Source organism: Nostoc sp. JL34 (assembly GCF_017114945.1).
In the GTDB taxonomy this organism is placed as follows: Bacteria; Cyanobacteriota; Cyanobacteriia; order Cyanobacteriales; family Nostocaceae; genus Nostoc.
Map to the genome: position 1 here is coordinate 15,479 of NZ_JABXKQ010000037.1, position 24,269 is coordinate 39,747.

At 35.8% G+C, this 24,269-nt stretch carries 24 protein-coding genes and 1 tRNA gene; 4 read left to right on the forward strand and 21 right to left on the reverse strand.

Annotated elements, in window-relative coordinates:
* Positions 1 to 50: 50 nt before the first annotated feature.
* The 13 genes from HWQ44_RS06145 to HWQ44_RS06205 all read right to left on the reverse strand — a co-directional run bounded on the left by HWQ44_RS06145 (position 51) and on the right by HWQ44_RS06205 (position 11,148).
* Entirely contained in the window at positions 51 to 473 is a 423-nt protein-coding gene (locus HWQ44_RS06145) for a hypothetical protein (RefSeq protein ID WP_292716287.1), read from the reverse strand.
* A 93-nt stretch (positions 474 to 566) separates the two neighbouring features.
* Positions 567 to 1,244, reverse strand: coding sequence for a hypothetical protein (locus tag HWQ44_RS06150; RefSeq protein ID WP_292716289.1), 678 nt, complete (start codon positions 1,242 to 1,244; stop codon positions 567 to 569).
* Between the two features lie 87 nt (positions 1,245 to 1,331).
* The gene (locus tag HWQ44_RS06155) at positions 1,332 to 2,027 is read right to left on the reverse strand and encodes a hypothetical protein (RefSeq protein WP_292716292.1); all 696 of its coding nucleotides are present in this window, start codon (positions 2,025 to 2,027) and stop codon (positions 1,332 to 1,334) included.
* A 24-nt stretch (positions 2,028 to 2,051) separates the two neighbouring features.
* Complete coding sequence (locus HWQ44_RS06160) at positions 2,052 to 2,600, reverse strand: hypothetical protein (protein WP_292716295.1); 549 nt, start codon at positions 2,598 to 2,600, stop codon at positions 2,052 to 2,054.
* A gap of 41 nt (positions 2,601 to 2,641) precedes the next feature.
* Positions 2,642 to 4,015 (reverse strand): hypothetical protein, encoded by a 1,374-nt coding sequence (locus HWQ44_RS06165; protein ID WP_292716298.1) that lies wholly within the window; start codon positions 4,013 to 4,015, stop codon positions 2,642 to 2,644.
* A 22-nt stretch (positions 4,016 to 4,037) separates the two neighbouring features.
* The gene (locus HWQ44_RS06170; protein ID WP_292716300.1) at positions 4,038 to 4,850 is read right to left on the reverse strand and encodes a hypothetical protein; all 813 of its coding nucleotides are present in this window, start codon (positions 4,848 to 4,850) and stop codon (positions 4,038 to 4,040) included.
* A gap of 3 nt (positions 4,851 to 4,853) precedes the next feature.
* Complete coding sequence (locus tag HWQ44_RS06175) at positions 4,854 to 5,423, reverse strand: hypothetical protein (protein WP_292716302.1); 570 nt, start codon at positions 5,421 to 5,423, stop codon at positions 4,854 to 4,856.
* Positions 5,420 to 7,624, reverse strand: a complete 2,205-nt coding sequence (locus tag HWQ44_RS06180; protein ID WP_292716304.1) for a hypothetical protein — start codon at positions 7,622 to 7,624, stop codon at positions 5,420 to 5,422. Before HWQ44_RS06180 ends, HWQ44_RS06175 begins: the two co-directional genes overlap by 4 nt.
* Before the next feature lie 58 nt (positions 7,625 to 7,682).
* Positions 7,683 to 8,753: a hypothetical protein gene (locus HWQ44_RS06185; RefSeq protein WP_292716307.1), complete on the reverse strand. Its 1,071-nt coding sequence runs from the start codon at positions 8,751 to 8,753 to the stop codon at positions 7,683 to 7,685.
* A 28-nt stretch (positions 8,754 to 8,781) separates the two neighbouring features.
* Complete coding sequence (locus HWQ44_RS06190) at positions 8,782 to 9,147, reverse strand: hypothetical protein (RefSeq protein WP_292716310.1); 366 nt, start codon at positions 9,145 to 9,147, stop codon at positions 8,782 to 8,784.
* Between the two features lie 26 nt (positions 9,148 to 9,173).
* Positions 9,174 to 9,557 carry a hypothetical protein gene (locus HWQ44_RS06195; protein ID WP_292716312.1) on the reverse strand — a complete coding sequence of 128 codons (384 nt, stop codon included), beginning with the start codon at positions 9,555 to 9,557 and terminating at the stop codon, positions 9,174 to 9,176.
* Between the two features lie 8 nt (positions 9,558 to 9,565).
* Positions 9,566 to 9,697, reverse strand: a complete 132-nt coding sequence (locus HWQ44_RS06200; protein ID WP_292716315.1) for a hypothetical protein — start codon at positions 9,695 to 9,697, stop codon at positions 9,566 to 9,568.
* A gap of 2 nt (positions 9,698 to 9,699) precedes the next feature.
* Positions 9,700 to 11,148: a hypothetical protein gene (locus HWQ44_RS06205; protein WP_292716318.1), complete on the reverse strand. Its 1,449-nt coding sequence runs from the start codon at positions 11,146 to 11,148 to the stop codon at positions 9,700 to 9,702.
* A 1,406-nt stretch (positions 11,149 to 12,554) separates the two neighbouring features.
* Here HWQ44_RS06205 and HWQ44_RS06210 point away from each other — a divergent pair.
* The 3 genes from HWQ44_RS06210 (at position 12,555) to HWQ44_RS06220 (ending at position 15,248) form a co-directional block, all read left to right on the forward strand.
* Positions 12,555 to 12,776: a hypothetical protein gene (locus HWQ44_RS06210; RefSeq protein ID WP_292716321.1), complete on the forward strand. Its 222-nt coding sequence runs from the start codon at positions 12,555 to 12,557 to the stop codon at positions 12,774 to 12,776.
* Between the two features lie 67 nt (positions 12,777 to 12,843).
* Entirely contained in the window at positions 12,844 to 13,590 is a 747-nt protein-coding gene (locus HWQ44_RS06215; RefSeq protein ID WP_292716324.1) for a phage antirepressor KilAC domain-containing protein, read from the forward strand.
* Positions 13,591 to 13,694: 104 nt separating this feature from the next.
* Positions 13,695 to 15,248 carry a hypothetical protein gene (locus tag HWQ44_RS06220; protein WP_292716326.1) on the forward strand — a complete coding sequence of 518 codons (1,554 nt, stop codon included), beginning with the start codon at positions 13,695 to 13,697 and terminating at the stop codon, positions 15,246 to 15,248.
* Positions 15,249 to 15,770: 522 nt separating this feature from the next.
* On the opposite strand, the gene HWQ44_RS06225 is transcribed toward HWQ44_RS06220, so the two are convergent.
* The 6 genes from HWQ44_RS06225 to HWQ44_RS06250 form a co-directional block, all read right to left on the reverse strand.
* On the reverse strand, positions 15,771 to 16,106 hold the full coding sequence (locus HWQ44_RS06225) for a hypothetical protein (protein WP_292716329.1): 336 nt from the start codon (positions 16,104 to 16,106) through the stop codon (positions 15,771 to 15,773).
* 226 nt (positions 16,107 to 16,332) lie between these two features.
* Positions 16,333 to 16,563, reverse strand: a complete 231-nt coding sequence (locus HWQ44_RS06230; RefSeq protein ID WP_292716332.1) for a hypothetical protein — start codon at positions 16,561 to 16,563, stop codon at positions 16,333 to 16,335.
* A gap of 570 nt (positions 16,564 to 17,133) precedes the next feature.
* Positions 17,134 to 17,310: a hypothetical protein gene (locus tag HWQ44_RS06235; protein ID WP_292716335.1), complete on the reverse strand. Its 177-nt coding sequence runs from the start codon at positions 17,308 to 17,310 to the stop codon at positions 17,134 to 17,136.
* Positions 17,311 to 17,336: 26 nt separating this feature from the next.
* Positions 17,337 to 18,347 (reverse strand): tyrosine-type recombinase/integrase, encoded by a 1,011-nt coding sequence (locus tag HWQ44_RS06240; protein WP_292716337.1) that lies wholly within the window; start codon positions 18,345 to 18,347, stop codon positions 17,337 to 17,339.
* Between the two features lie 239 nt (positions 18,348 to 18,586).
* Positions 18,587 to 18,660: transfer RNA gene (locus tag HWQ44_RS06245), tRNA-Met, on the reverse strand.
* Positions 18,661 to 18,826: 166 nt separating this feature from the next.
* The gene (locus tag HWQ44_RS06250; protein ID WP_292716340.1) at positions 18,827 to 21,109 is read right to left on the reverse strand and encodes a peptidoglycan DD-metalloendopeptidase family protein; all 2,283 of its coding nucleotides are present in this window, start codon (positions 21,107 to 21,109) and stop codon (positions 18,827 to 18,829) included.
* Between the two features lie 273 nt (positions 21,110 to 21,382).
* On the opposite strand from HWQ44_RS06250, the gene HWQ44_RS06255 reads away from it, so the two are divergent.
* The gene (locus HWQ44_RS06255) at positions 21,383 to 21,556 is read left to right on the forward strand and encodes a hypothetical protein (RefSeq protein WP_292716343.1); all 174 of its coding nucleotides are present in this window, start codon (positions 21,383 to 21,385) and stop codon (positions 21,554 to 21,556) included.
* A gap of 380 nt (positions 21,557 to 21,936) precedes the next feature.
* On the opposite strand, the gene HWQ44_RS06260 is transcribed toward HWQ44_RS06255, so the two are convergent.
* Together HWQ44_RS06260 and gshA are read right to left on the reverse strand one after the other, a co-directional pair.
* Positions 21,937 to 22,398 (reverse strand): tRNA (cytidine(34)-2'-O)-methyltransferase, encoded by a 462-nt coding sequence (locus HWQ44_RS06260; protein ID WP_292716345.1) that lies wholly within the window; start codon positions 22,396 to 22,398, stop codon positions 21,937 to 21,939.
* Between the two features lie 429 nt (positions 22,399 to 22,827).
* Positions 22,828 to 23,967, reverse strand: a complete 1,140-nt coding sequence (gene gshA, locus HWQ44_RS06265) for a glutamate--cysteine ligase (protein WP_292716347.1) — start codon at positions 23,965 to 23,967, stop codon at positions 22,828 to 22,830.
* Between the last annotated feature and the right edge of the window lie 302 nt (positions 23,968 to 24,269).

The window sequence follows — 24,269 nt, forward strand, 5'->3', positions numbered from 1 at the left end:
AATTAAAGGATATCATATCGAGATTTAGCATAAATAGGATAATTATACCTTTACTTATTGCCTATAATTATTTTAATTTCTTTGACATCTAGCTCAATTGTTTCTAATTTAGTAATTATTTTATTATGAGCTTCACTTGCATCAGTTTCTATTACTATAAGATTTTTTTTAATATCTTCTGAATTAGAATTAATAGCTTTGATAAACTTTTCTTGAGTAGACAAATAAGACCTTAATTCAGGTACTATATGTTTACCTATAACCTGACTTATTTTTTTACCTAAAAAGAATATCCCTACTCCTACAATTGATAAAGTAATTAAGACAGTTAAAGCATTACTAGTAACTGAGTTTTTACCTATTTCATAAATATCCTCTTGGATATCAGCTTTATTAATTTTTTGAGTTTCTATTATTTTATTTAATTTCTCTATACCAGGTTGAGAAGTGGATTTTTGTATTTGGGTTTCCATTTACTAAACTCCATAGATATTGAAAGTAGAATTTAAATAAATATATAAATAAATCATTTTTTGTTTGTTGTTGAATAGATATAAACATACTTTTTAAGTAGCAGTTTTAAAGAACATAATTGGAACACCAAACGTTATATTACTAAGTCCATCTACGGGGGCATTAGTAGGTAAAGTACTATTAGCATAAGTCAAATTATTTCTTAACCCATATTGAACAATACTAGTAGAAAAAGTTGAATTAGATAGATAATAATTATAAGCAGGATATGCATTTTCACAAGAAAGACTTGGAGCTACATTTCCATTTATAGCCTTCCAATACCATCCTGGTGTAAGACTAATATTAGTATCAAATCCTTTTTCTCCTGTACCAGTTGCATTTATTTCTGTACTACTAGCTAATAAAATGTCAGGTAGAGCGGTACTATAGTTATTACTATAAATGCCAATTCTAAAACCCCCAGTGGCAGTAGTACCTTGATTAAAAGCAAATCTTACTATATTTACAGTTCTAGGAATTTGAAAAAGAAAATAACTTATAGTGTTAATAGCAGTTGTAGTAGTTACAGCACTATAGGCATCAAATAAAATAGTATCATTATACCAACTATTAGCCCTGTAACCTGGGTGTAAAGTGTTTTCCGTAGCTAATTGTTCAGTACCATTTAATTTAATAATACTTGAGCCACTTCTATTTAAAGTAGGTCCAGCTTTACCTATTTTAAATGAATCAATTGTTGTACCTTTTAAATCAAAATAAGAAGCCATATATTTTAGTTATCTTTTATTTATAAAAAAGTCATCAGGATAATTTTTAATTACCCTGATGTTAATCTCACATAATAGAATTTATTATTAACCAGGATTGCTGTAATAAACTAGGACTCTTGCAGCACCAGCAGAAGAAGTAGAAGCAGCATAAGTAATGATTAAAGACTCAGCAGAACCATTAGCAGTTTCACCAGGAGTAGATACATAAATATCTTTAGCTGTTCCATATAAATCAATTAGGTTGCTACCTGCATATTTAGCAGTAGTACCTGAAACTCCTACTGTCATTGTAGCAGTTCCAGTAGCCCAAGGTGTATCAATAATAACTTCAACTCTCTGAACAATTGCGTTAGCAGGTAGAGTAAACATTGATACAGAAGAAGCACTGTTAAAGGCTAAAGAGGTTGTGTCAACTAATTGACCATTAGCAGTACCACCTGAAGAAGTTGTCCAACTTGTATTACCACTACCATCAGTAGTAAGTACTTGAGAAGGTGAACCAGCACTAGTAGGTAAAGTCAAAGTGTAATTAGCCGTCATACCTGAGGAAGGTCTAGCTACTGTAATCTTCCAATCTGCTGCACTACCTGCTGCATCTGAATTAATTACTAAACCAATATCATTAGTTGATTCAAACTGAGATGCTGTAACTTTAGTAAAAGCAGAATCACCAGAGTTTTTAACTTGTAAATCACCAGTACTATTTTTTAGTCTTACACCTGCTTTTTCAATTTGCAGTGAAGAAATAGAAGTTCCTTTTAAATCTAAAATCTGAGCCATAATATTTATTAATTAATTTTATTATTATTTACTTTCAATTATAATGTATCCACTACCTTGAGTAGCTCCAGCACCAGGAGTTATTATTAAGTTAATAGGGGTAGCTGAAGTGTATTTGTAAGTAGGATTGATAGAATATTCTCCTACTTCATTAAGGTAAATCTGGGTATTGTTAGCCAACCTATCTGTTACTGTTGAATCTCCTATTGAAATAGAAGCTCCTGTTCCATTAAAAGGTATTAATATAACTACAGTTACAGTTAAAATTATTTCATTGATACCTGTAGTGTAAATTAATCTTGAAGTTACATCTGCATAAGTAAAATATATATCTTTTTCAGATGTATCAACTGTGTCATTTGAACCTAAAGCTAACACATCCCAATCAACACTATATGAGGAAGGTGTTTGAGTTGTAGTTTTATTTGCCCTATAAGAAGAACCTAAATAACTAACAGCTTGATTCTTTCTATATGTTTTTGTATTTAACCAATTTCCTGCCCATATTACTGATAAACCATTTACGGAAATAGTGTCATTAGTAACTTTATCAGGAGTAATTTCTATTGCCATTAAAAAGCAACCTCCATATTACAGATATTCCATTATTCATATTAGTTACTATGTAATTGTCCAGATAGTACAAGTTCAGTATTAGCTTCTAAACCAGTAATTACTATTTTTATAAGAGAAGTATTAACTAAAGAATAGCTTTTTACTATTGCATTATCTGTTAATTCTAGGCTGACATCTTCCCATTCAATACCTACAAGTTCTTGTAATTTGAAAGTAATATTAGCAGAAGCTACTATTGAAATATCTAATCTCTTATAGTTAATAACTGGTATTGAAGCTTCATAATTACCTGTTTGTAATATAGAAGGAATACCATAATCTGAGTTAGTAAAATCTTTAACAATTAAAGATACAGTATCTTCTAAATCAGTTGCATAGTAATCTAAGTAGCTAATAGTAAACTGTCCTGCTGAAGTCCATGCTCCATTAGTTGCAGTTCTTTCAATAAGAGCAGCTTTATTTTCTAGTTCATAAGCTTTATCAACTTGCTTTAATTCAATAGAAGATAATCTCTTCTGATCGCCTATAGCTAAAGCTTTATCTTCTTCTCTAGCAATCTCTTCTAACTTAGCATTCTTTTCAGCTTCAATAATTGCAAGTCTTTCTGCTAATGTTAATTGTCCAGATGTATTAGCAGTTTGGGTAGAAGAAACTTGTAACTTTTCTTTCCAAAAAGCAGAAGCAGTTATCTCATTAAGAATATGTATCCTTAAATAAGCAAGAATTAATGTCTCATAGTTTGCTTTACAAGCAGTCGTTAATGCTTCATTCTTTTGAATATCTAAACCAGCAGCAGTTTGTAATTTAACTACAGGGTCAGATACTAAAAAGTATTTAACTCCAGCAGCTAAAGTAGTAAAAGCATCTGCATGATCAGCAGTTAGTATTGTTAAATCAGTTACTAATAATTCAGAGTCAGTGGCTTCATTATTAATAATTAATTCTAATACAGGATTACCAGTACCTAAATCTCTTTCAGCTAATGTATAAAATTCTTGTGATTCTCCTAAGTTAGTTCCTACTAATCTTATTCTGGTAGAATCGTCATAAGCTGTAAACTTAGTATTAAAAGTAGAGTTTGCATTTATTAAACTAGTTAAGTTTGAAGTTACATTTCCAACAGTTGCAGCAGTAGCTGTAAAAGAAATAGAAGTATTATTATAAGTAAAAGAGAATTTATTTCCTATAGTAACTTGACTAGGATTTAAATAAGTTATTTGAGCAGTTGCAGGTATTACAGTAGTACTAGGTAAAGGGCCTATGTCTACTAATCCTTTACTAACTAAATCAACTATAGAAGCAGATGTAGTTTTCTTTAAAGTATCCTCATCATATTGAGCACCATATACATCAGATATCTGAGGTCTAAGATAAGTGCTTTCAAATAAATCCCAACTAATTGATGTAGCCATAAATATTAATATTCATATATAACTAAATAGTATCTTGAAAGTTAGCCATTAATTTGTAGCCAACCTTTTCTACATTCATATACAATCCGCCTTTAAAAGTTTTAGATAAAAAATCAGGTTTAAGTAATAACTTTAAATCTGATTTAAAATAGTATCCATTTCTTTTTAGTAATTCTTTATTCTTTTCTTTATTACTAATTAATTTAAAACTAATCTTTTCACTAACTGTACCTTCTTCTTCATCTACTATTAAATCAGAATAGGCAATAGCTGCATCAATACCACCAAGACTAGTAGGGTCTAAATATCCAACTAAGACAGTCTTATAAATAAGACTTCCTGTTCTAGTACCTCTTCTAATATTATTAACTTCTTGAGTTGCAAACAGAGTAGTACCTGTAGCAGAATCAGTAGCGTTAATATCGTAAACTCTATAATCTTGATTAGGTAAAATTTTAGTAGTAATGGCAGTTATTAAATCACCATCTTCTGTAGTTGTATAACCTTTTATAATTTTAGTAGTAAATATTCTTTTTTCTTTTCTAATAGCTACTGCTAACTTTGACCAAAACTCAGGGTCACTTTTTAATTGCTTTAATAGATTATCAATATAATTAATAACTTTTGTCGTCTTATCAGAAACAACAGCTATTCCAAATAAACCTATACTATTATTATATAAAAGATAATTAGCTTTATAGTTTTTTAGTAGAGCATAGTTACCATATACTGAAGCATCTTTCTTTTCAACATTTCCATATATTATGGTATAAAGGTTATCTATAATATCTGGACTTAAATTAATTTTAAGTAAGCCTGAGTTTAAGTCATCCATTAGTTATGTAAAATTAAAATCAAAATTTCCATTAAGAGAAGAAATAGTAGTAGCAGAAGCAGGTTGAGCAGAAAGTTGTATAACTAATACTCCCTCTTCTAAAATACTATTCTGTCCTACTTTAAATAATTGTCTATTATTCTTTAAATCTAAAAAAGGTATATCAAATCTCAACTCATAAGAATTAAGTTTATTCCCATTAGGAACTTGAGGATACCAGTAATAAGGTATTGTAGTAACTAGTAGAACGTCAGCAGGGGTGGTAGAAACAGAACCTGTAGGTAGAGTTGGTAATTCTATTCCTGGGCTAATCTGAGGGCGTTTAATACCCTCTAATAGATAACCAGGTAAAGCCCAAGCTCTCTGAGTTTTTTGAATTACTCTAGGACCATTAGAAGAATTCTCTACTTCTTTAAATCTAACAGCAGCATCATCAATAAAATAGTTAATACCAGAAGTAATATTACCTTTGTAATCAACAGCTAGTATTCCACTAAACTGAGATATTAAATGTGATAAAGAATTCCTCCTTGCCATTAACTCATAATGTTCAATGGATGTAATTAAACTCATACTGTTATACCTGCTATATCTAAAAGTTGTTGAAGGACTGCAATATCTATATCTATTCTGCTTGAATCTCCACCTGAAAGAAACCAAAGTCTACCAGCAGGAAGATTACTTTCTATATCAAAATTTCCACTAGTAATAATTTCATAAGTCTTAACACCAGAAGCTATTACATTTTCTATAGGGAGAGTAGAATTATCAAACTGTAGTGCATCAACTGTATAAGTTTCAAAGTTAGTAACTGATCTAATATTATTAGAATACTGCCAAAACTTTAAGCAGGTAGATTTACAATAATCAATTAACTCTTTAAGAAATGCACTAAACTTAATTCTAAAATAATATACAACTACATCTAATCCTCTAGTATCAGCTTCTGTTTTGAATTGAATTAATTCAGCAGAAGTAGGTAAAGGAATTATCTTATTATTTATATAATCTTCAAGGTAATTAAAATCAACAGGTACTTCTCTAACTGTAGCTGCACTAGATTTAATTTGGCTTTCTAAAAATATTCCACTAGAAGGTAATGTATAAGGCATTAACTTCCATTTATCTACATTGGTTCCAGTAAAGTTTACTAGTCCAAAAGCAGAACTAGCTACAGTATCTGAGAAAGTTACATTACCAATATCAAATGCTTCAGGAGAATAAGTAGTCCAATAGGCATCAGTATAAGTAGGGGTATAATTATTATTTACACTTACTCCATTATTTAATTGAGTAACAATAGATTTGATTGTCCCTTTAACATAAGGAAAACCAACAATGTAAGGTCTTAAAATTGTGTTATCTACTACACCTGAAGTTATTTCTAAAGACCTAATTCCTTTCATTGATATAGGAGATTCACAAGTACCATAACAAATTACTCCTCCTCCACTAGAACTTATGTCTATTACTTCAAAGTATCCATAATTTAAAGGAGCAAGAGCATTTGTTCTATACTGTAAAGGTATTAGATTCATCAAAGTACCAACAGTATATCTACTAATATTATTTTGAAAGAACCAAGTTTTTACAATACAAGTTTTAGGAACACCACTTTTATAAATAGTTATTACTTCTACTTCATGTCCTTTTAGAGCTTTACTAATTACAAATGAACTTAAATCATAACTAGAAGATTTAAAATCAATTGATTTTACTTTAGTAGGAAAAGGAGAATCATTAGTAAAATAAGTATCAATATTAGCTTGAGCATTATTTGGTATATAAGCTCCTAATAAACCTGAATAAGTAGAAGAGCAATAATTTGAAATATTATTTAAAGCTGTTACAAAACTAGGATTAGTAACTGTACCAATACCAGAACCAGATGTACCTATTTGTCTCCAGTCATAAAACTTATTAGGTCCTGTAGCTGTCTGAACTAATTGATTTAAAGCTGTAATGATTTTGTTATATTCAAAGGATGAAGTATAATTAATTCCATCATAAGAAGAACGTATCTTAAAATTACTAGGATAGAACCAATTAAATAAACCAGCTTCAGGTGTAGCAGGATCTGCTGTTGCATAAGGAGGAGGTATCAAAACTGAATCTATATCTACAGCACTATCAAATAATAGTTCACATTTAATAGGTCCTCCATATAAAGCAGCTATACTACCTACTGGTAAGCTAGCAAGCAAGTTTGCAGATACATCAGCTACATCAAATAAAACTGTAGGGATGTAAGGAAGTAATGATACTTCTCTAGTACTACCTGCTGTAGAAACTCTTTTAATTCCTGGGTCTGGAGTAGCTGAGTCATATTTACCTTGAGTAAAAGCTCCAGTTAATGTACTACCATCTATAGTCCCAGAGTTTAAATTACCAGTAAATTTTACTTGGTACTCATCAGTGCCTAATAATTTATTTTTGGTTACAACTGTAGAACTTAATGGATTTGAATAAGGTCTTTTAACAGATTTACACCAGTGGTAATAAGTTCTATAAGTAGCAGCCCATAATCTCATTAAACCAAAAGGATTAATATTATTTCTAACTAATCCTCCAGCTACCCACATATCTATTAAGTCATTAAAGTTAGCTGGATTACCTGCTTGATTTGATAACCCTACTGAACAACCAGGAGTAAAACTAGTAGTGGTATTACCATTTGATAATGGAGTGTTACCTGTTGTTAATATAAAATCTTCTGAGTTTGGATATCTTTTTATAAATTGAATTACTTTATTTTTATGTAAAGGATTAGCCATTTGTTCCTTAAATATTATTTATAAGGGGATATTAATAACCCCCTTAATTAATCCAATACTAAACAGTAGGAGCTGTGTAGGAAGTAGCATTCAATTGAAGTACAGCAGCAGCACCACGATGGTTAGGAGCAAATCCCCAACCTTCAGACATGATCGTGTTTTCCAGCGCAAATGTGCTCTTAACATCAGTCTGCAATCCAGCTAGTGAAGCTACAGCAGGTTGACGGCTAAGTAAAGGTGTGCGATTAGCTCCGCCGTCTGCGCCTATGCAAACTGCATATCCAACTGGAACTATAGGAGTTTTGACTACTGGCACATTACTAACAAAACCTACCAAACCTTCAAAAGGAGATAGTTGGCGTTGAGTTTCACCAGAAGCACCAGCAGTATTAATTTGCAGGTTACGACCAAGTTGATTTTCAGAAGGTATAAATCCTGTCAAACTTTCAAGTGAGTAATCATAATCTGATACCCAAATTTCAAGTTTACGGAAACCATGATGGCGAACTTTGTCAATTAGCTTAGTGCGTATTTCAGTAGGAGTAGGGCTACCAGCAGAAGCTACAGCGTTGTAATGTTGCAAGTCTCCAGCTTGGAATGTATAACCATTAATAGCAGGAGAAGCTGTGCTTGTATCACTGTTATAAAAAGGTAAGCTGGTAGTTTGATACTTATTAGTAGAATCAATAATTACTCTGTTAGTGTTGCTAAACAGAGCTTGACGCAGAGAAGAGAACCTAGACTTTTGGAAGCTGGTCAATTTAGATTGCACATAAGCTGCAACTTCTTCTGAAGTCATCAATTGTACAGCTCTTTTGGTAAGAGTCAAAGCTGTGAAAAATTCAGAGTAAGGAATCTCTTGCACATAATCATAGATCGTTTCTCTAGAAGTAGGTCTAGCTGCTTCTGTATAACTTTCTAAATCTTCTCCATCATAAACTTTTACAACTTTTTGAGGAGTAGAAACATTCTCAACTAAAGGACCAAAGAACCTTGAGTTCATATCAGTATAGAACTGCAAATCTTGGTCTAGTTCACGCAGAATAGAAACAACACTGATGTTGTCAACCGTGATTAATTCAGCATCATTTGAATTTAATTCACCAAAATAGGTAGTGTTATAAGTCATATATTTTTAAATAGTTTAATTAATAATATTAAAGAGAGATTTTAATCTTATTTGCAGTAAGAGCAACACCAACTTTATTGGTTCCTGTACCAGCTACAATACCCGCAGCTCCAGCAAATACTGCTGTGCCAGGTGTAAGAGCCAAGGAGGTACCTTTGTTTTCAATAATGCAATTACCTTCAACTGCAACAGTTGTACCAGCTTTACGAGAATGTCTAGCTACTCCAACAGGAATAGTAGAAGCGGTTGCAAGGATAGCTAAACCAGAAGAGTTAACAGAAACTACTGAACCTTCTGCAATATCAACTGCCGCAACTAGGTTAACAATTGAACCATCTAAGTTAGCAGAAGAAATGAAGCGGTATAGTACTACGTTGTAAGCTACATTTAACATAATTTTCTTTATAAATAATTAGGGGATTAATAACCTTTCCAGGCTTTAAGTTTACGTTCTATTTTGTCAGACTGAGAATTTACTGCAACACCAGGCTTAGGAGAAATATTGCTATTAGATTTACCTGCTGTCTTAGAAGTTAATCCTTGTAAAGCTGTTTGAATCTTAGGAACCAAATTAGTTTTTAAATCTGTTTCATAAGCTGTTTGTTTCGCAAGGATGTCTGTCTCAACTTCTTCTTGAGTACTACCAGAAGGCTGGATTCCTAGAAGCTTTACCATTCTCTGAAAGTCAGGTTTGGTTTTAGCTATGGCTATTTCATAATCAATAACAGGTGCAGCTACTTCTAAACCTAGATCCAGTTCTTCAGAGACAATATTTTCTTGTACAGTATCTTGAGTATCACTCATACTTTGAATTATTTTTTAACTTTACCAGGAGCCATTTTATTAGCTGGAACTTTAGCTGCTTTCTCTTTAGCTAATTTATCTTTTTCTTTTTGCTTAGGGTCAACTTTAGCAGGTGCAGCTTTCTTAATTGGGAATGCCATAATTATTGATTATTATTAATTGTATTATCTGGGTTAATTGAATTTGTATTTACTGGAGCTTCTTCATCTATTATATTAGATTTTAGTCCAGGATTGTTAATTGCTTTATCAGAGAATAACGTACCATCATCTGCATTAGGTGCGTCTTTTGAATCAACTAGAGCAGCAGAGAATTGAATATTTAATCCCTTCTCATTATCTAATTGTTCAAGTTCCTTAATTGCTTCTTCTTCTGATAATCCTTCTACCTGAATTAGATAACGTTTTCTAGAAATCAATTTATTCTTTACTGCTTCAACTTGCAACTTTTGATCTTCTAAATTCCTTGGCATCACATCAGGAAGTTCTACTCGATAAGTAATAGTAATCCCTAGTTGTTCAAATATAGAAGAAATAGCAGCTATTAAATAACTAGCCCTATTTAAAGTTGACCGTTGTAATGGTTCATAAAGGACTGAGAGGGAGGAGGAACTACTAGCTGATCTTGCATTTTGTAACTCAAGTACCATTACTCCACATAAAGAATAAATATCTTGAAGGATAATTAATCTTTGTCTTTCAAGGTATGAAGAATCAACTGGTTGTAGATAACCAATTTTAGGAGTGATACCTGACTCAGCAGCAGCAGCACTAATAGGTAAATGTAGAATACTAGCAGCATCATTTGTAAAAGCTGTCTGGAACTCAGCACTCCCAGTAGATGAATCAATTGCTTCAGGTCTACTACCATTGGTGCGTCCAATAATTGCAGGGGCAGATGTACCTATTGTATATAACTGAGGTTTTTGATGTTTACCATTTAAGTTAATCCTGCTACGAATATCATTGTATTCAAGCTGTAAGTGTATTAATCTTTCTACTGGAGATTTAGCTTCTTTACCATTTAGCGAATCTACTACCCTCACTATTGGAAGGCGATCGCCCATCTCAACAGGATCACTATTTCCTACTTTTACAAAGTATTTATAGTCAGGAAGATTAAGCAAATCTAAATCACTTTCACTTTGGGCAGTATTATTAACTCCTAAGTAATGTTCAACCTCAATAGTCTTGTAATTGTTTTCACTGGCAATGTAGAATTCCCTTTGCTCTTTTAAGTAAACAACTTTAAGAGGATCAGCAGGATCTACTTTTATTTCTGTTACATCTAAGGATTTAATATGTCTTAATACACCATTGGATATGTCAATGAAGCTTTCTCCATATAAGGGTACATCTAAATACAGATCATTCAATAATGAATATAATTTTAACTCATTTAATTTAGTATCTAATTCAGCTTGTTGGTCAGAGTTGGTTGCTAAGAACTTAATCTTTTTTTCAAAGCCATCTCCTAGTAAGAATGACTTAAGCTGCTCTACTACTAACTGAACTAACCTTATAGGCAACTCCCTACCACTCGCGGGATTAACACCTTTATAGGCATCTGATAATTCTTGTTTTGTAGCCATTTAAAAATAATATTATTAATGTATTTATATTACTATCTTAACTCTATTAAAAGTAGGATAAAAGTAATATGTAAAAATAGATATTAGTATGGTTAAAATTATATGTGAAACTGGGAGTACACAGAAAAGGCTCCCCCACCCCCGGCAGTCTTTATTTTTATTACATATAAATACCCCTATCTTTGGCTCCACAATTATGAGCTACCACTCCCTAAATTTATTCATTTTAAATGCTTCAGTAAGAAGGTTAGAAGACTGCTCTCAACAGCAATAGATAACACACTGATGTTAGGCTACTCTACTACATTCACTACATATATGTTGTTAGTAGTATCTTTGCTATTACTTTTCATAGATGAGTAAAGTGTGTATATAACAATCAATTAAGACTAAGTTACGGACAATTCTTAAGATTTAAGAATGCTTCAGTGAAGGTGTATGTTGCGATCGCACTATAAGAACGCTTCAGTGTAAAGATTACTCTATCTCTTACTACTCTCACATGCTTCAGTGGATAGGTATGTAGTGTAGTTACATCTAGTACACATCACTCTCACTTACTCACTGCTCACTAGTACAGTGGTGTGTAGTACCTCAGTGGGTAGTGTAGTGGGTGCTACTACCATACACTGCTGTAGACTGTACGCCGTACATACTCTGCTGTTAACTATTGTTTAGTTATGTTGTATAAGTATATACATCTGTGGTGTGGTATGGGGTACTGCTACTGTGTATACCAAGGGGTATGAGAGGGTGGGTATATATAGTGGTGGTATGGATAGTATGTATGGGTGAATATAGATTAGTTTCGGACCCCCTTTCAGGAGTCCTCATTGTACAGTATCCCTAAGTTTAGAAGCCTTATTTGTAGCTACCTTAACTATTTAAAAGCTTCAGTAAGGGAGTTCATAAGTCCTTTCAGGACACTTCTTTTTACGGATACAGAACTATTTAATACAGCTTTCTTAATTAAGATTGCTACACTTTACGCACCTGATAGTTGAAGAAAACTATACGCAGGATGCTGCAACTTTTCTTCACTAAATTGAACTTGACTTAAATATCGTTAAAAATATTCCTTCAATTAAGGCAAATTAACTGCTCTCTACTAATAAAACTTGTCCAAAGGCTTCAGTTAGGAGACTTAAATTTAAATAACTTCCTACAGTTATTAGGCTATTACAGTTTCTAAAGGTGTATATACTACTGCTGAAGTTCTCTTATGGTTTTAGGGATAGGTGAATATGTATTAGTGTTCTTCTCTCTATATAGTATTGATTGAGGCGGCTCAATTTTAAGTTAACTAAATTATTTAAACTGCTCAATTAATACAACTTTAGCTATGGCCATTTATTATTAAGCAGAATATAATAGATATAGAAGGAATACAAAAATTACTAAATATTATGAAACTAGATAAGATTACTTCAATTAGATTATTCCAAGGTCACAATGAGAAGCTAGAGATTGTAGCTAACCATCAGGGTTTAGATAGAGCTGATATTTTAAGGAAGGCTGTTAATGATTACTTAGCTATCTACTATAATAATCATTCCTTTCTTCCTACTACATTGAAAGAGGCGGCAGAAGATGAGGCTATCTTTAAAGTAAGCTCCTCTATTAAATAGAAAAACCACTCTTATTAAAAGGGTGGTTTAAATTAAAACTTATACAAAATTACTATTATTTAATTATATGTCAAATATTACTATTCAAACAATTGATTCCACTTTTGTAGTTGACTCTAGACTTATTGCTGCTGAACTTGGTATTACACATAAGTCATTTAAAGAAACAATTAGAACTTATAAAACTGACTTTGAAGAGTTTGGCAACCTCGCCGTTCACACCGAAGGGGTTAAAGGAACTTCTAGTTACTCTGAATTTCTTTACTTAACTGAAGACCACTCTTACTTATCTTTAACTTATAGCCATAATACCCCTCAGGTTCGACGAGCGAAAGTTAACTTAGTAAAGGCATTCAGAATAGCAAGAGAATCAACTGCTCCTAAAATGTCTCTTACCCTGATTGAATCTGTAGAAGCATACTTGAATACTCTTAAGGAAGTAGAGGCTACTAAACTCCTTCTAGCTGCTGCTGATGAGAAAGTAAAGGAGATGCAGCCTAAGGTTGAAGAATATAATTTACTTTGTGAGCAAGGTAAAGATATTAAAGTAGGTGAGCTATCTAAAATTCTTGGTGTAAAGAATATGGGACCTATAAAGCTATTTAAATTCCTTAATGCTCAAAAAGTTCTTATAGAAAAAAGTAACTTACCTTATGCTGAATATATTCATTGCTTTAATGTGGTGCGTAAACTTAATCCTCATAATGGGGATGTATATAATGTACCTTTAGTCAATACTGAAGGTGTTAGCCTTATTATTAAAAAGTTAAAAGCTGCTGGTCATATTGTTACTTCTATGTCTAAAGCCGCCTAATAGATAAATAACAAAGGGAGGGATGACTATTTCTCTCTCCTTTATTTCCAAGAAAACTAAAACTTAGATTTTAACTTATATAAAAAATTAATATACAACTGAATATGTCTGCACATATAATCAATACCTTTAGAAGCACAGAGAAAGTTAAATTATTTATTGATACCTTACTACAAGATTACAATCAACCTACATATCAAGCTTTTATTCACATCCTTGATGGAACCATGCACTCATACCTACAGAAAGAAGAAGGTTGGGTTCCTCTGCCTTCCACACTAATTAGGAAGCATTGGAAGAGGGCTAAGGTAGATTTAAAAGGATTATTAAATGCTGGTTTAATAGAGGTCAAGGTAATAGGTGAAATAGAAGTGGCTGAAGGAGTTATACTAACTCAAACCTACTCAAGGAGAGATAACCAATGCACTGAGTATAGAATCTGCCCTGAGATTCTAGATATTATTTCTACTCAGTCCCCTAAAACATTATCAGATTATAAGAATGCTAAATACTATAATTTAATGAAGGGTACTGCTATGAAGGTAGTACAGAGATATAGAAAAGTTGATGAGAATAAACATTCTTTTCCTAAATTAGTTCTTGATGCTATGTCTATTATTGAAAGCTGCCCAGTAAATCAAGTAGCCCTTGAGAAGTATATAGGTAAATTAGAAGCTGATTTAGACCCTGACTTTGGTGCTGATAATTTACAAAAAGCTAGAAAACTATATGCTATTGCTAACTACTGCTACACAAATATTATGAACAACATCAAAGAAGAATTAACTGATGGGCTTATAACCTACAATGTTGTATTCAAGGACCCACAAAACTCTGGTCGGTTAACTGAAAAGGGTGGGATGCAAGCTTGTCCAAGAGAAATGAAGAAGGTAGGCTTCTCTAATATTCCTAACATCAGAAACTATGATTTGAAATCTAGCCAAGTATACGGTTTAATCCAATGGTTTAAGTATGCTGGTATTAGTACCAACTGGTTAGACAGGTACCTAAGGCAAGATAAGCAGGTTTATGCTGACAGGGTTGGTATTTCAAAGGATCGATGGAAAGAGTGCTTCATGGCTTTAGTTATGGCAGCAAGGATTACTAAACAAACTAGTAGTACTAGGTTTGAATCAACGAAGGTAATCAGAAAAGGTAAAGAAGTTGAAGTAGGACCTACTGAAGCTATCATTGCTGCATTACTTGAAGAGGCAAATGGGGATATATTCTTAGCAATGGAATTCTATAATAAATTTCACAATGAGGTAGCTGAACTCAAAATTAATATTGATGACTGGCAGGATTGGTTGATTAAAACTCACGTACCTTTAGTTTCTATTTGCCCTGGTGGTAAGCAAATAATATATAACAGAGCTGGAGGAACCTTTGACCTTAGTTCATATAAAAATGAAAAGGGTGAATGGACTACCCTGAACAAGCTAAAGAGTAGATTATCTGCTTTCCTTTTACAAGGAGGGGAGGCAGCATACATTCACCATTTAACTTGGGTTAGCCAACATTATGGATATAAGGTTCTTTCAAATCAGCATGATGGGCTAGTGACTATAGGAGTCATACCACAGGCAGCTATGGACTATGCTTCGAGAGAAAGTGGGTTGGAGGATTACGCTTTGCTTGAAGAAAAGGAATTCTGTTAAATTAGACTGAAGATTACTATAAGCCTCTACGGGCAAATAAGGGGTGGTTGAACTTAAGCTTCGCCGCCCTATTTTGTTTTTTTACTGAAAAAAAAAGAAATATAGGAAGGGTAGGAATAGGAGAAGATATTGGGGGATATGGATGAGGAATAGAGATAGAGATAACTTAATATATAGAGTATGGCTAGTTGGCTAAGGTGATGGCTGAAAGGCATACCATATAAAGGTTTCAAGCGTTTTACTGAGGTAGCACATTGATAGTAACCTGACGGTTGAAAAGGGCGAGGGCAGGGGATATTTTTTTTTACTTAGCATAGGAAGTTAGGTATAGGAATATAAGGAGATATAGAGGTAGCGAGGGGAAGATAAGATATCTAGAGTGTATAGTATGGCTAGTTAGCTATAGCAACCTCTGTAACCTATACTAGGTAAGCTTTATAGCCATTTTGCTGAGGTAGCACATTTATACTTGCTTGATGGTTGAATTAAGGTCAGGCTTAATGCGATCGCACATACAGGTAATCAATTTGAATTTTTATAGTAAGTTTCCCAATCATCTACTATAAAAGTAACATCATCAACTCTTCCTGTTTTATTTGCAAAAGCAGCAGCTACTTCCATTGAGGAAACCCACTTTTGTATCCAGTCTATATTTTTACCATAATGGGTAAATAAGTCTTTAGTAATTAACTGTATTTGCAATTCAAAAGGTTTTTTATCATCTTGACCTCTAAACCACGCTCCTGCACTATTCTGACCCTTTAAGTAATTAGACCTTATCTCTTTTTTAGAATCTTCAATAAATTCTTTGATTGCTATATCAAATGGTATCTCTTGATCAGGATTGCCTTCAGACATCTTATTTACCTGGGTGTATTAATATACTTAAGTTGTATGCTGAAATTACTCTAGTGTCAACTTTAACTGAAGAGATGTATATGTACTGAAATTACCCTTGCCTTAGCTCACTTCATAAGCGATCGCACCTGTAGAAATATAAATCAGCAGACTTGGTTCAGGCCCCCATAAATCAAGGAATCTGTAGTGCGATCGCAGCACTATATAGATTAATTAGGGTATTATTTTAATCTTTCATTCCTGTCAAGAAAAAGGCACTGAGTCCTACCATACCAACAAATATAAACCCAATTGTTGGAGTTTCCCAAGTTAAATTCTGTTTTTGAGTGTATTCAGGTAAGTTTGTGGAAGGATTTATAACTTTATTTCTGGTCAAATCCTGAATTTTAGTGCAGCCTGTGTACCACATTATTATTACAATAAAAAGGTAGAAAGATGGATGAATTTTTTCTTGCATGATTTTCCAAAAAAATAAGGTTATAGAATCCTTACTCCTAGTGTGGGGCTAATAAGAATTTATTAAGAAACTAGATTATTAAACTTAGGGAATGCCACATCATCAGGCTAATCCTATTCAGTAACCAATAGCCTACATCTCAGACTAGCAGTACTCTTAAGAGCCTTTCATCTGAGTTTGACTTATTGAATGTATCCGCTAGTTGTACCCCTAAGAGCCTTTTGCAAATACAGTTACTGAATGTTTGACCTAATGGTTAAGCAAGCACATGCTGGCTTCAGTATAGGTTACAGATTTAACTTTGTCACTCTAGTCATTCCTATTTTTGAAGGCTATAATGTACCAACTTACTAGTCACACAGGGTAACTCCCATCTGCAGATGAGTTGCAGTTTAACTGTGTAAATCACCAGAGGGTACGGCCCATTTCTTAAGGATGGTTGAACGTTAACTTTAGTGCGGCTACATATAGAATAAGCACCCCCAGCTAGGTTAACCTAGTCTTTCTTAAATTCTCTCTTACAGTGAGTTACTAAAGAAAGGCTAGGTTTAAGTGGCATATTGTAAGCCCCTAAGTTTCCTCTTTATCTTCTACAGGTTCATTATCTTTTATTTTATATTCTTCACTAACATCAAATAAACGTTGCCAGATTGCATTGTCCATTCTTTTAACAACAGTTCCAAAAAAATTAATCTCAGCACCTTCTGGTAATTGAGAAAGCAAATCTACGAAAGCCTTATTATCCATAGGGACTCCTTGTATTTGGTTTATTTTTAAAATATTTCTGGCACTTCAAGTTGTTGGATTATTCCTGAATAATGCTTGTATATTACTTCAGGAGAATTACCCACCCATGAGGCTACTTGCTTAACACTAATACCTGCCTCCAGAGATAAGGTAATAAAAGTATGGCGACAGTGATATTGAGGTAGATAATACCTAATTAGATCATCATTCACTAATTTAGTTAATATAGGTTTCCACACTCTATTTAGAAAATTATGAGTATTTAGCTCTCTACCATTGCGGTTACAAAATAGTAATTTCTCAGCTTGCCCATACCCAATATTATTCAAAATCTCTCTCAATTGATTATTGATAGGAAATAATCTAATTTGATGAGTTTTTGTATCTTTCCTAATTCGGACATCAGAAGGTACAGCTTCTGCAAAAGTAATGTGTGTAGCAGTAATATGTTTCCACTTCAATGCCACAGCTTCTTCAGGTCTACAGCCTGAGAGAAATAATAGACGAACATAATTGACATAATATGAATGAGGCAGTGGTGAATACTTAGGACAATATTTATTGCTAATAAAAGCATCAATAATAGTATTTATTTCCTCTCTGTTAAAAGTGAGTATAGTGCTATCTTTTCTTTTGGTCTTAATACTTTTAGCTAAATCTTTGAAGGGATTACTTTCTATTAGCTTAGATAGGGCAGCCCAATTACAGCAGGCATTCATTTGTTTAAGAGTGCGCTTGGCTGTTTCAGCAGAATAAGTACTCAGTAAATGATCCCTTACCATCACTGCTTGATTAATATCAGCAGTAGGTAATCCTCTGATGCGCTTCTCTATTAATGAGTAGTCACGGACAAGAGTTGATTCCTGTACTTGACCATTTTTAAACTGAGTATACTTTTCCCATAAATCAAGTAGGCTGTATACCTTTTGTTTCTTAGGGGTAGCGGTGTGGTCAGCTTTGTATTTGGCAAGGGTAGGGTCAAAATAGCCAGCTAGGATATCTAACTCTATTCGTCGTGCCTGAATCTCAGCAGCCACTCTGTTCTCTGGGGTGTCAACCAAATTCAGAGATAAGTATTTCTGATTGCCATTAAATCAAGCTCTAGGAAATCTTAATCTAAGATAACCTTTAGATACTTCAATACCAACTTTCATGGTAATCCTTTGACTATTTTGGATAGTCATTGGATAGTCAAAGGAGAGTTAAAACAAAGATTCAGCTTCCATGACCACCAATGTGCAGAAGCTGAAACCCTTATAATATCGTACTTTTAAAGTGGCTCAGGTCGGAGTTGAACCAACGACCCCAGGCTTATGAGTCCCGTGCTCTAACCAACTGAGCTACTGAGCCATGTTTTTCCAAATCATTAACTAATATAGCATACAAATTTGCTCAAGACCAGCCCCTTTTGCAATTTTGTTAGAACTTCCATCCCTGTTGAGGTCATAGAAAGCAAATGAGGGAGTTTACCTCCCTCAACTAACAAATCAATGATTTAGTTACAGACAACTAAGAATTACAGGCGTTGCGGTAGGAAAGCTATTGGGTTAACAGCGCCCTTACCTGGTGGATGGACTTCAAAGTGGCAGTGTGTACCAGTGCTGTGACCAGTAGTACCCATTAAAGCAATTATTTCTCCTTGATGTACCTGCTGACCCGGTTGCACCAGAATCTTGCTGTTATGAGCATAGCGAGTGCTGCTGCCATCAGGATGGTGGATTTCGACGAGGTTGCCGTAGCCACCGCTGTTCCAGCCAGCTTTTTCTATCGTACCCTCAGCTGAGGCAACAACTGGCGTGCCAGTGGAGTTAGCAATATCAATTCCCTTGTGCGGTCTTCCCCAACGCATACCAAAGCCAGAAGTGAGAGTGCCCTTCGTCGGCCAGATATAAGCCAAGGTTGAAGTAGATGGAGGAGGTGTAAGTTCGTCAATCGGTCTGGGCAGATATTGATCCACTGCTGCTAAAGGCGGCATTGTCTGTGGAGAAACTGTGGTTCCCCGCATCTTTCCTAAAGAGTCAGAGGCATTTACTCTTCCAGAAGGCGTTGCAACCCTCGTAGCCGATTGAGTCCGAGAGGGAGTCCACTGACTAGCAGACCCTAAATTAGGCAAGAACTCTGGGTTTACTGCCTCGGTAGGGCGTACAGTAGTACGGAATTGGGGCTTAATTGGCTGAACGCTATAGTTAGACCGAATTGGTGTAGGAACTGGAATTGGTATCGCTACACTATTGGGTCGAGATACAGGGTTGGGTACAGTGAAGTTATTAGGCGTAGAAATAGGAGTAAGCATCGCAGCATTATTAGCTTCGATCGCTGCTGCTGGCACAACTAAATTACCAGACTGTTGAGCGCGATATTTCTGCTGTAACCTCTGGATTTCCGCTTGTAAGCCCCGCAAACGGTCATTATTGTTATTGTTTACCCTTGCTACCCTATTTGTTGGTGTTTTAGGCTGTTGCATTTCGGCAGCAGCTTGTGGCACTGGAATATCACCACCGACACCATAATATTTCGCAGTGGGGCGGGCTATTTCTGAGTTGGTCGCACTATTTGCCTGAATCTTAACAGTTACCGGTGTAGGGACGGCAACGCTACTGTTGTCGGCAATAGTTGGTGATTGTGAACTAGGTAGATATGAGTTGGCACTACCAATATTCAGAGGAGAAGTGGCTGCTTTGGGAGTTTTACTGGACTCTACGAAAGTGGGCTTACTCGCTACAGTTGCCTCAACTGGAACATTTGCCTCAACTTGAACAGCAGGAATAACTAGTTTTTGACTAATTTGCAGTTCATTTGGATTATTGAGGTTATTTGCCTTAACTAGTTCTGATACTGAAGTATTGTATCTGCTGGCGATCGCTGCTAGTGTATCTCCAGGCTTAACTTCATAGGCTGTTCGAGTCGAGGACGCAATAACTGTTGGTGTAACTGCTGGTACTGGTACAATTGCACTCGCCTGTGTCTTCTGTTTTAACTTCGATATCAGGTTCGCTTTGCTTGCATCGTCAGAAGTGTCCAACTGGGCTAATACAGTCTTCTCAACCACAGTTGTGGGCTGCGCCAACTCTATATCAGGTTGTGATAAATTTTTGGTCTCCCCAGACCGCAACTCCGCCAGACTCTTTCTTAAACGGTTCGATTTTTCTTGTAAGCGATTCAGTGCAAACTCTTGTTGCGCCTTAAGTTGTGCATTTATTTCACTGTTGGCTGCGGTTGACGTTGCCACTGTTTGTGGCTGGGCAGTTAGTGATGCATTTGTACTACCAACACCATCAGCACTATAGTCAGACAGATTATTGACTGTTGGGAAACTAGTTTCTGCTAAGGTATTGTTCAATCCCTGTGCCACTTGGGGCTTCAGGTGGGTGGAATTTTTATAAACCGCTGTTGCTTGGGAAAATGTTTCTGATGCAGGAACTTGCGAAGACATCCCACTTGCCGCAACTTGCCATTTAGCTTCAAGCCCAGGCACTTGGGAGACAGCCGTTGGTTCCACGATCACAGGATTTTCCGGCACGCTCGCTGATGAGACTGCTTGGGACTCCAGCTTTGTGGAGGCAAATTTCACCTCAGTGTCAGGAACAGCAGGAATCGCTGAAGTTGCCTTTTGGCTGCCTACTGGCACCGCTGCTTGGGCTTGATCGCTTTGTCGAGTCACCAAAAGGCTGGTTGCTCCCATAGAGATTGCCAAGCCAATCATGGCAGCTTTTGTCCGCACCCGGCGGTTAACTTTTGGATTCGTCACATTTAGCAGTTCTACCGGGGCATCATCGCTGCTGGGGTTATTGTTCAACACAGCTTTTACTCTCTTTTTCAATGCTCGTTTCAAAGACGACCTCCTATGATCACTAGCGCTTAACTGATCTCGATTTTTCAGTTGGATACTAGTCAATGATTTAGATCACAACGAACGATAGACCAAGATCACATTCACCAGAGATGCTTACGCAAGATTAACCTGCTTCTCTGATTTAGACAAGTTCACACGTGTTAGCAAAACTTAAATTTTGCTGTGTTTACTTATCCTAACCACTCCTAACACCACTTAGGACGTTTGTACTCTTTACCATTGTCCGCGCTTGTCTTGCGTCAATTGCGGGGACTGGACAAACTATTTGCCAAGTCCATAGTCGCTGCTGAGAATGAAATTGCTGCGACTTCTGGAAAAGTTATGCCCCCTGCTGTAGATATCTTCAAGATATTTCTACCCAATCCGTCTTCTCAACACGAGACTTTACGTTGATTATTCCCTAAAAAACAACCGTATTAACTATCCGCTACTTTTAGGCTGCTTTCTGACGTTCATCGAGGCAAAATAGCTCAAATGCAAGATATGAATGGGTTTTAGGGCGTTTGTTCCTCAATCTAGGATGTTTGAAATTCATCAAAATCTATCATTCAAATTTGGCAATATCCCAAGTTTTATATACAAATTTCTTATAATAACCTTCCTATGTTTGTAAGTATCTTCCACTACATTTTGGCAATAAACACAATTTTCGGTATATTGTTTTACATATTATCGCAGTAACCAAGAAAATTTTTGCTGTCAAAAATAAATCGTCTAATGGATTCTGGGATAGATGCGTAAGTAAATATACGTATGAGCGTAAAGGTAAACAACTATTGTAAATAGCCTAACTGACGACGGGTTTCAAATAAACCAATTGCCACACTCACTGACAGATTTAAGCTGCGAACCCCTGGTTGACTCATGGGAATATACAGGGTGGCATCGCAATCTGACAGAATTGCTGGTGGTAAGCCCGTGGTTTCACTACCAAATAGCAGCCAATCATCAGCTTGAAACTGAAAGTTGACATAATTACAATTTCCACCAACCGTATAACCCAACCATCTGCCTCCACGCTTCTGATGTACGGTTTTAAAGGCTTCTAGCGATTCGTGATAGTGTAGCTTGACATAAGGCCAGTAATCTAAGCCGGCTCTTTTGAGGTAGCGATCGCTAATTTCAAACCCCAAAGGCCCTACCAAATGTAACTCTGTACCCGTAGCTGCACAAGTACGAGCAATATTACCTGTATTAGGAGGGATTTGCGGGTTAACTAAAACTACCTGAGGCATTGTCCGTATAATTTACGTATTGTATAAAACAATCTATTGTCAATGTTAAATCTACCAAAAGGTAGAGGTGATTCATAGGTTTTGTTAATAATAATCAAGCATCATCTATCGATTAGATTTTTAAAACGAAACGCAAACCCTCCCAGAGCAATGCCTGAGAGGATATTTGGCTCAAATCAGAAAATATTAAGTTTTATGTAGTTTATGTAGAAAAAGTAAGTGCTTGTGTCTTTTAGGGCTAGTAATGTCTCCAAGAAAATCTACCATTTGTATGAAGACGAGAGTAATGAGCAAGGAGTAGGGAGATAAGGGAGAAATAAGCAATGCCCTCTCAATAGTGCTGAGTGCTGAGTAGGGGATCTTACTTTTTTACTCAGAACTCGGAACAGAACTGTTTTGCCCAATGCCCCATACCCCATACCTCTGGAGTTAAGCCAGCAGAGACGAGTACAATTTGTCTTCGAGTTCGATTTCGCGCTCTTGGGTGGCAACAATAGCCTGAGTGATGACACGCTGGCTGTCAAAACCGACTGCGTGCAATTGCAACCACTGTTGAGCTTCATTGCCTTCGCGGAGGATTTTTTGCAAAGGGGAAAGGAAACAGCTAAAGCCTCGTTGTTTGGCGATCGCCCAAACATCTTGGTACATTTGAGCAATCCAATCTCTGGCTAGGATGCTTCTGCCATCTTGCCAATGTCTTAAATAAGCATCAAGACTACCAGCAGCAGCAGCAGCTTCGTTGTCAGCAGTTAGGGTAACGAGTTCTTCAGCAGAGAAAGTACTTTGAGTTAACGGATCAATGTTGGGATTTTCGATTACTTGCAACAAACGCGCTTCTAATAAGGCAGTAATCGCCAGCAAGGCAATGGGATCTGTGACTAAATCACAAATTCGCAATTCTAACCGATTCAAGTCATAAGGACGGCGATCGCCATTTGGTCGCACTGATGCCCACAGATGCCGCACGTTTTGCATGGTTCCGGCAACGAGTTGATCTTCTACCCACTGGATATGATCGGCGTGGCTGGCAAATAACGGCACATGGCTAGGCGTTTGTGGGAAGAGTCCCCAACGCGTGGAGTGATAGCCAGTAGTTTTGCCATCTAGGAAGGGAGATGAGGCACTCAGAGCAAGGAAAAGAGGTGCTTCCATGCGGATTACCCGACACGCCCGCATTAATACTTCTGGGTCGCTGATGCCTACATTAATGTGTACGCTAGCTGTGACTACTTTCGTACCGTAGGTATTTTCAATGTAGTCATGATAGGGATTTGCTGGATCGGAACGGAGAAAGCGATCGCTCCCACCCAAAGATAAAGTACTCCCCGGTATCAGCGTGTAATCGCCCAAGCGATTGAGGTAGTTTCGCAACTCGCGCCGGGGACGCAGCAACGCACACAATAAATTTTCGTAATTATGGGATGGTTGGGTTATGTATTCGACGTTGCGGCTATCTGGCTCCCGCATAAATTCACCCAAAGCGGCAACAATTTTGTCGGAGAGACCGACGATTTCACCTTGAGGCGTGCCAGTGTAAATCTCAATCTCAAAGCCTTTTAATAAGACCACCTTGTTCTCCTCGGCTCTCTCTACCTATAAATTGTATCGAATTAGACGAATCTCTGGATCTATCTTTCAGTTAATCAAAGGTTAAGAATCATTTAATTGCCAACTCACACTAAATCAGGATGCCAGCAGATTTCTTAGCTGGATTCGGTAAAATTATTATTACTTAAGTATGAAAAACATCCTAATTATGATTTATGCGATGTACAAATAGACACCATGCATGTATGCTAGTAAGCTTATGTCATTTTTAGACAGTTTTTTAGACAGTTAGCGTAGACCAAACACACACTTGATCGCTTCCT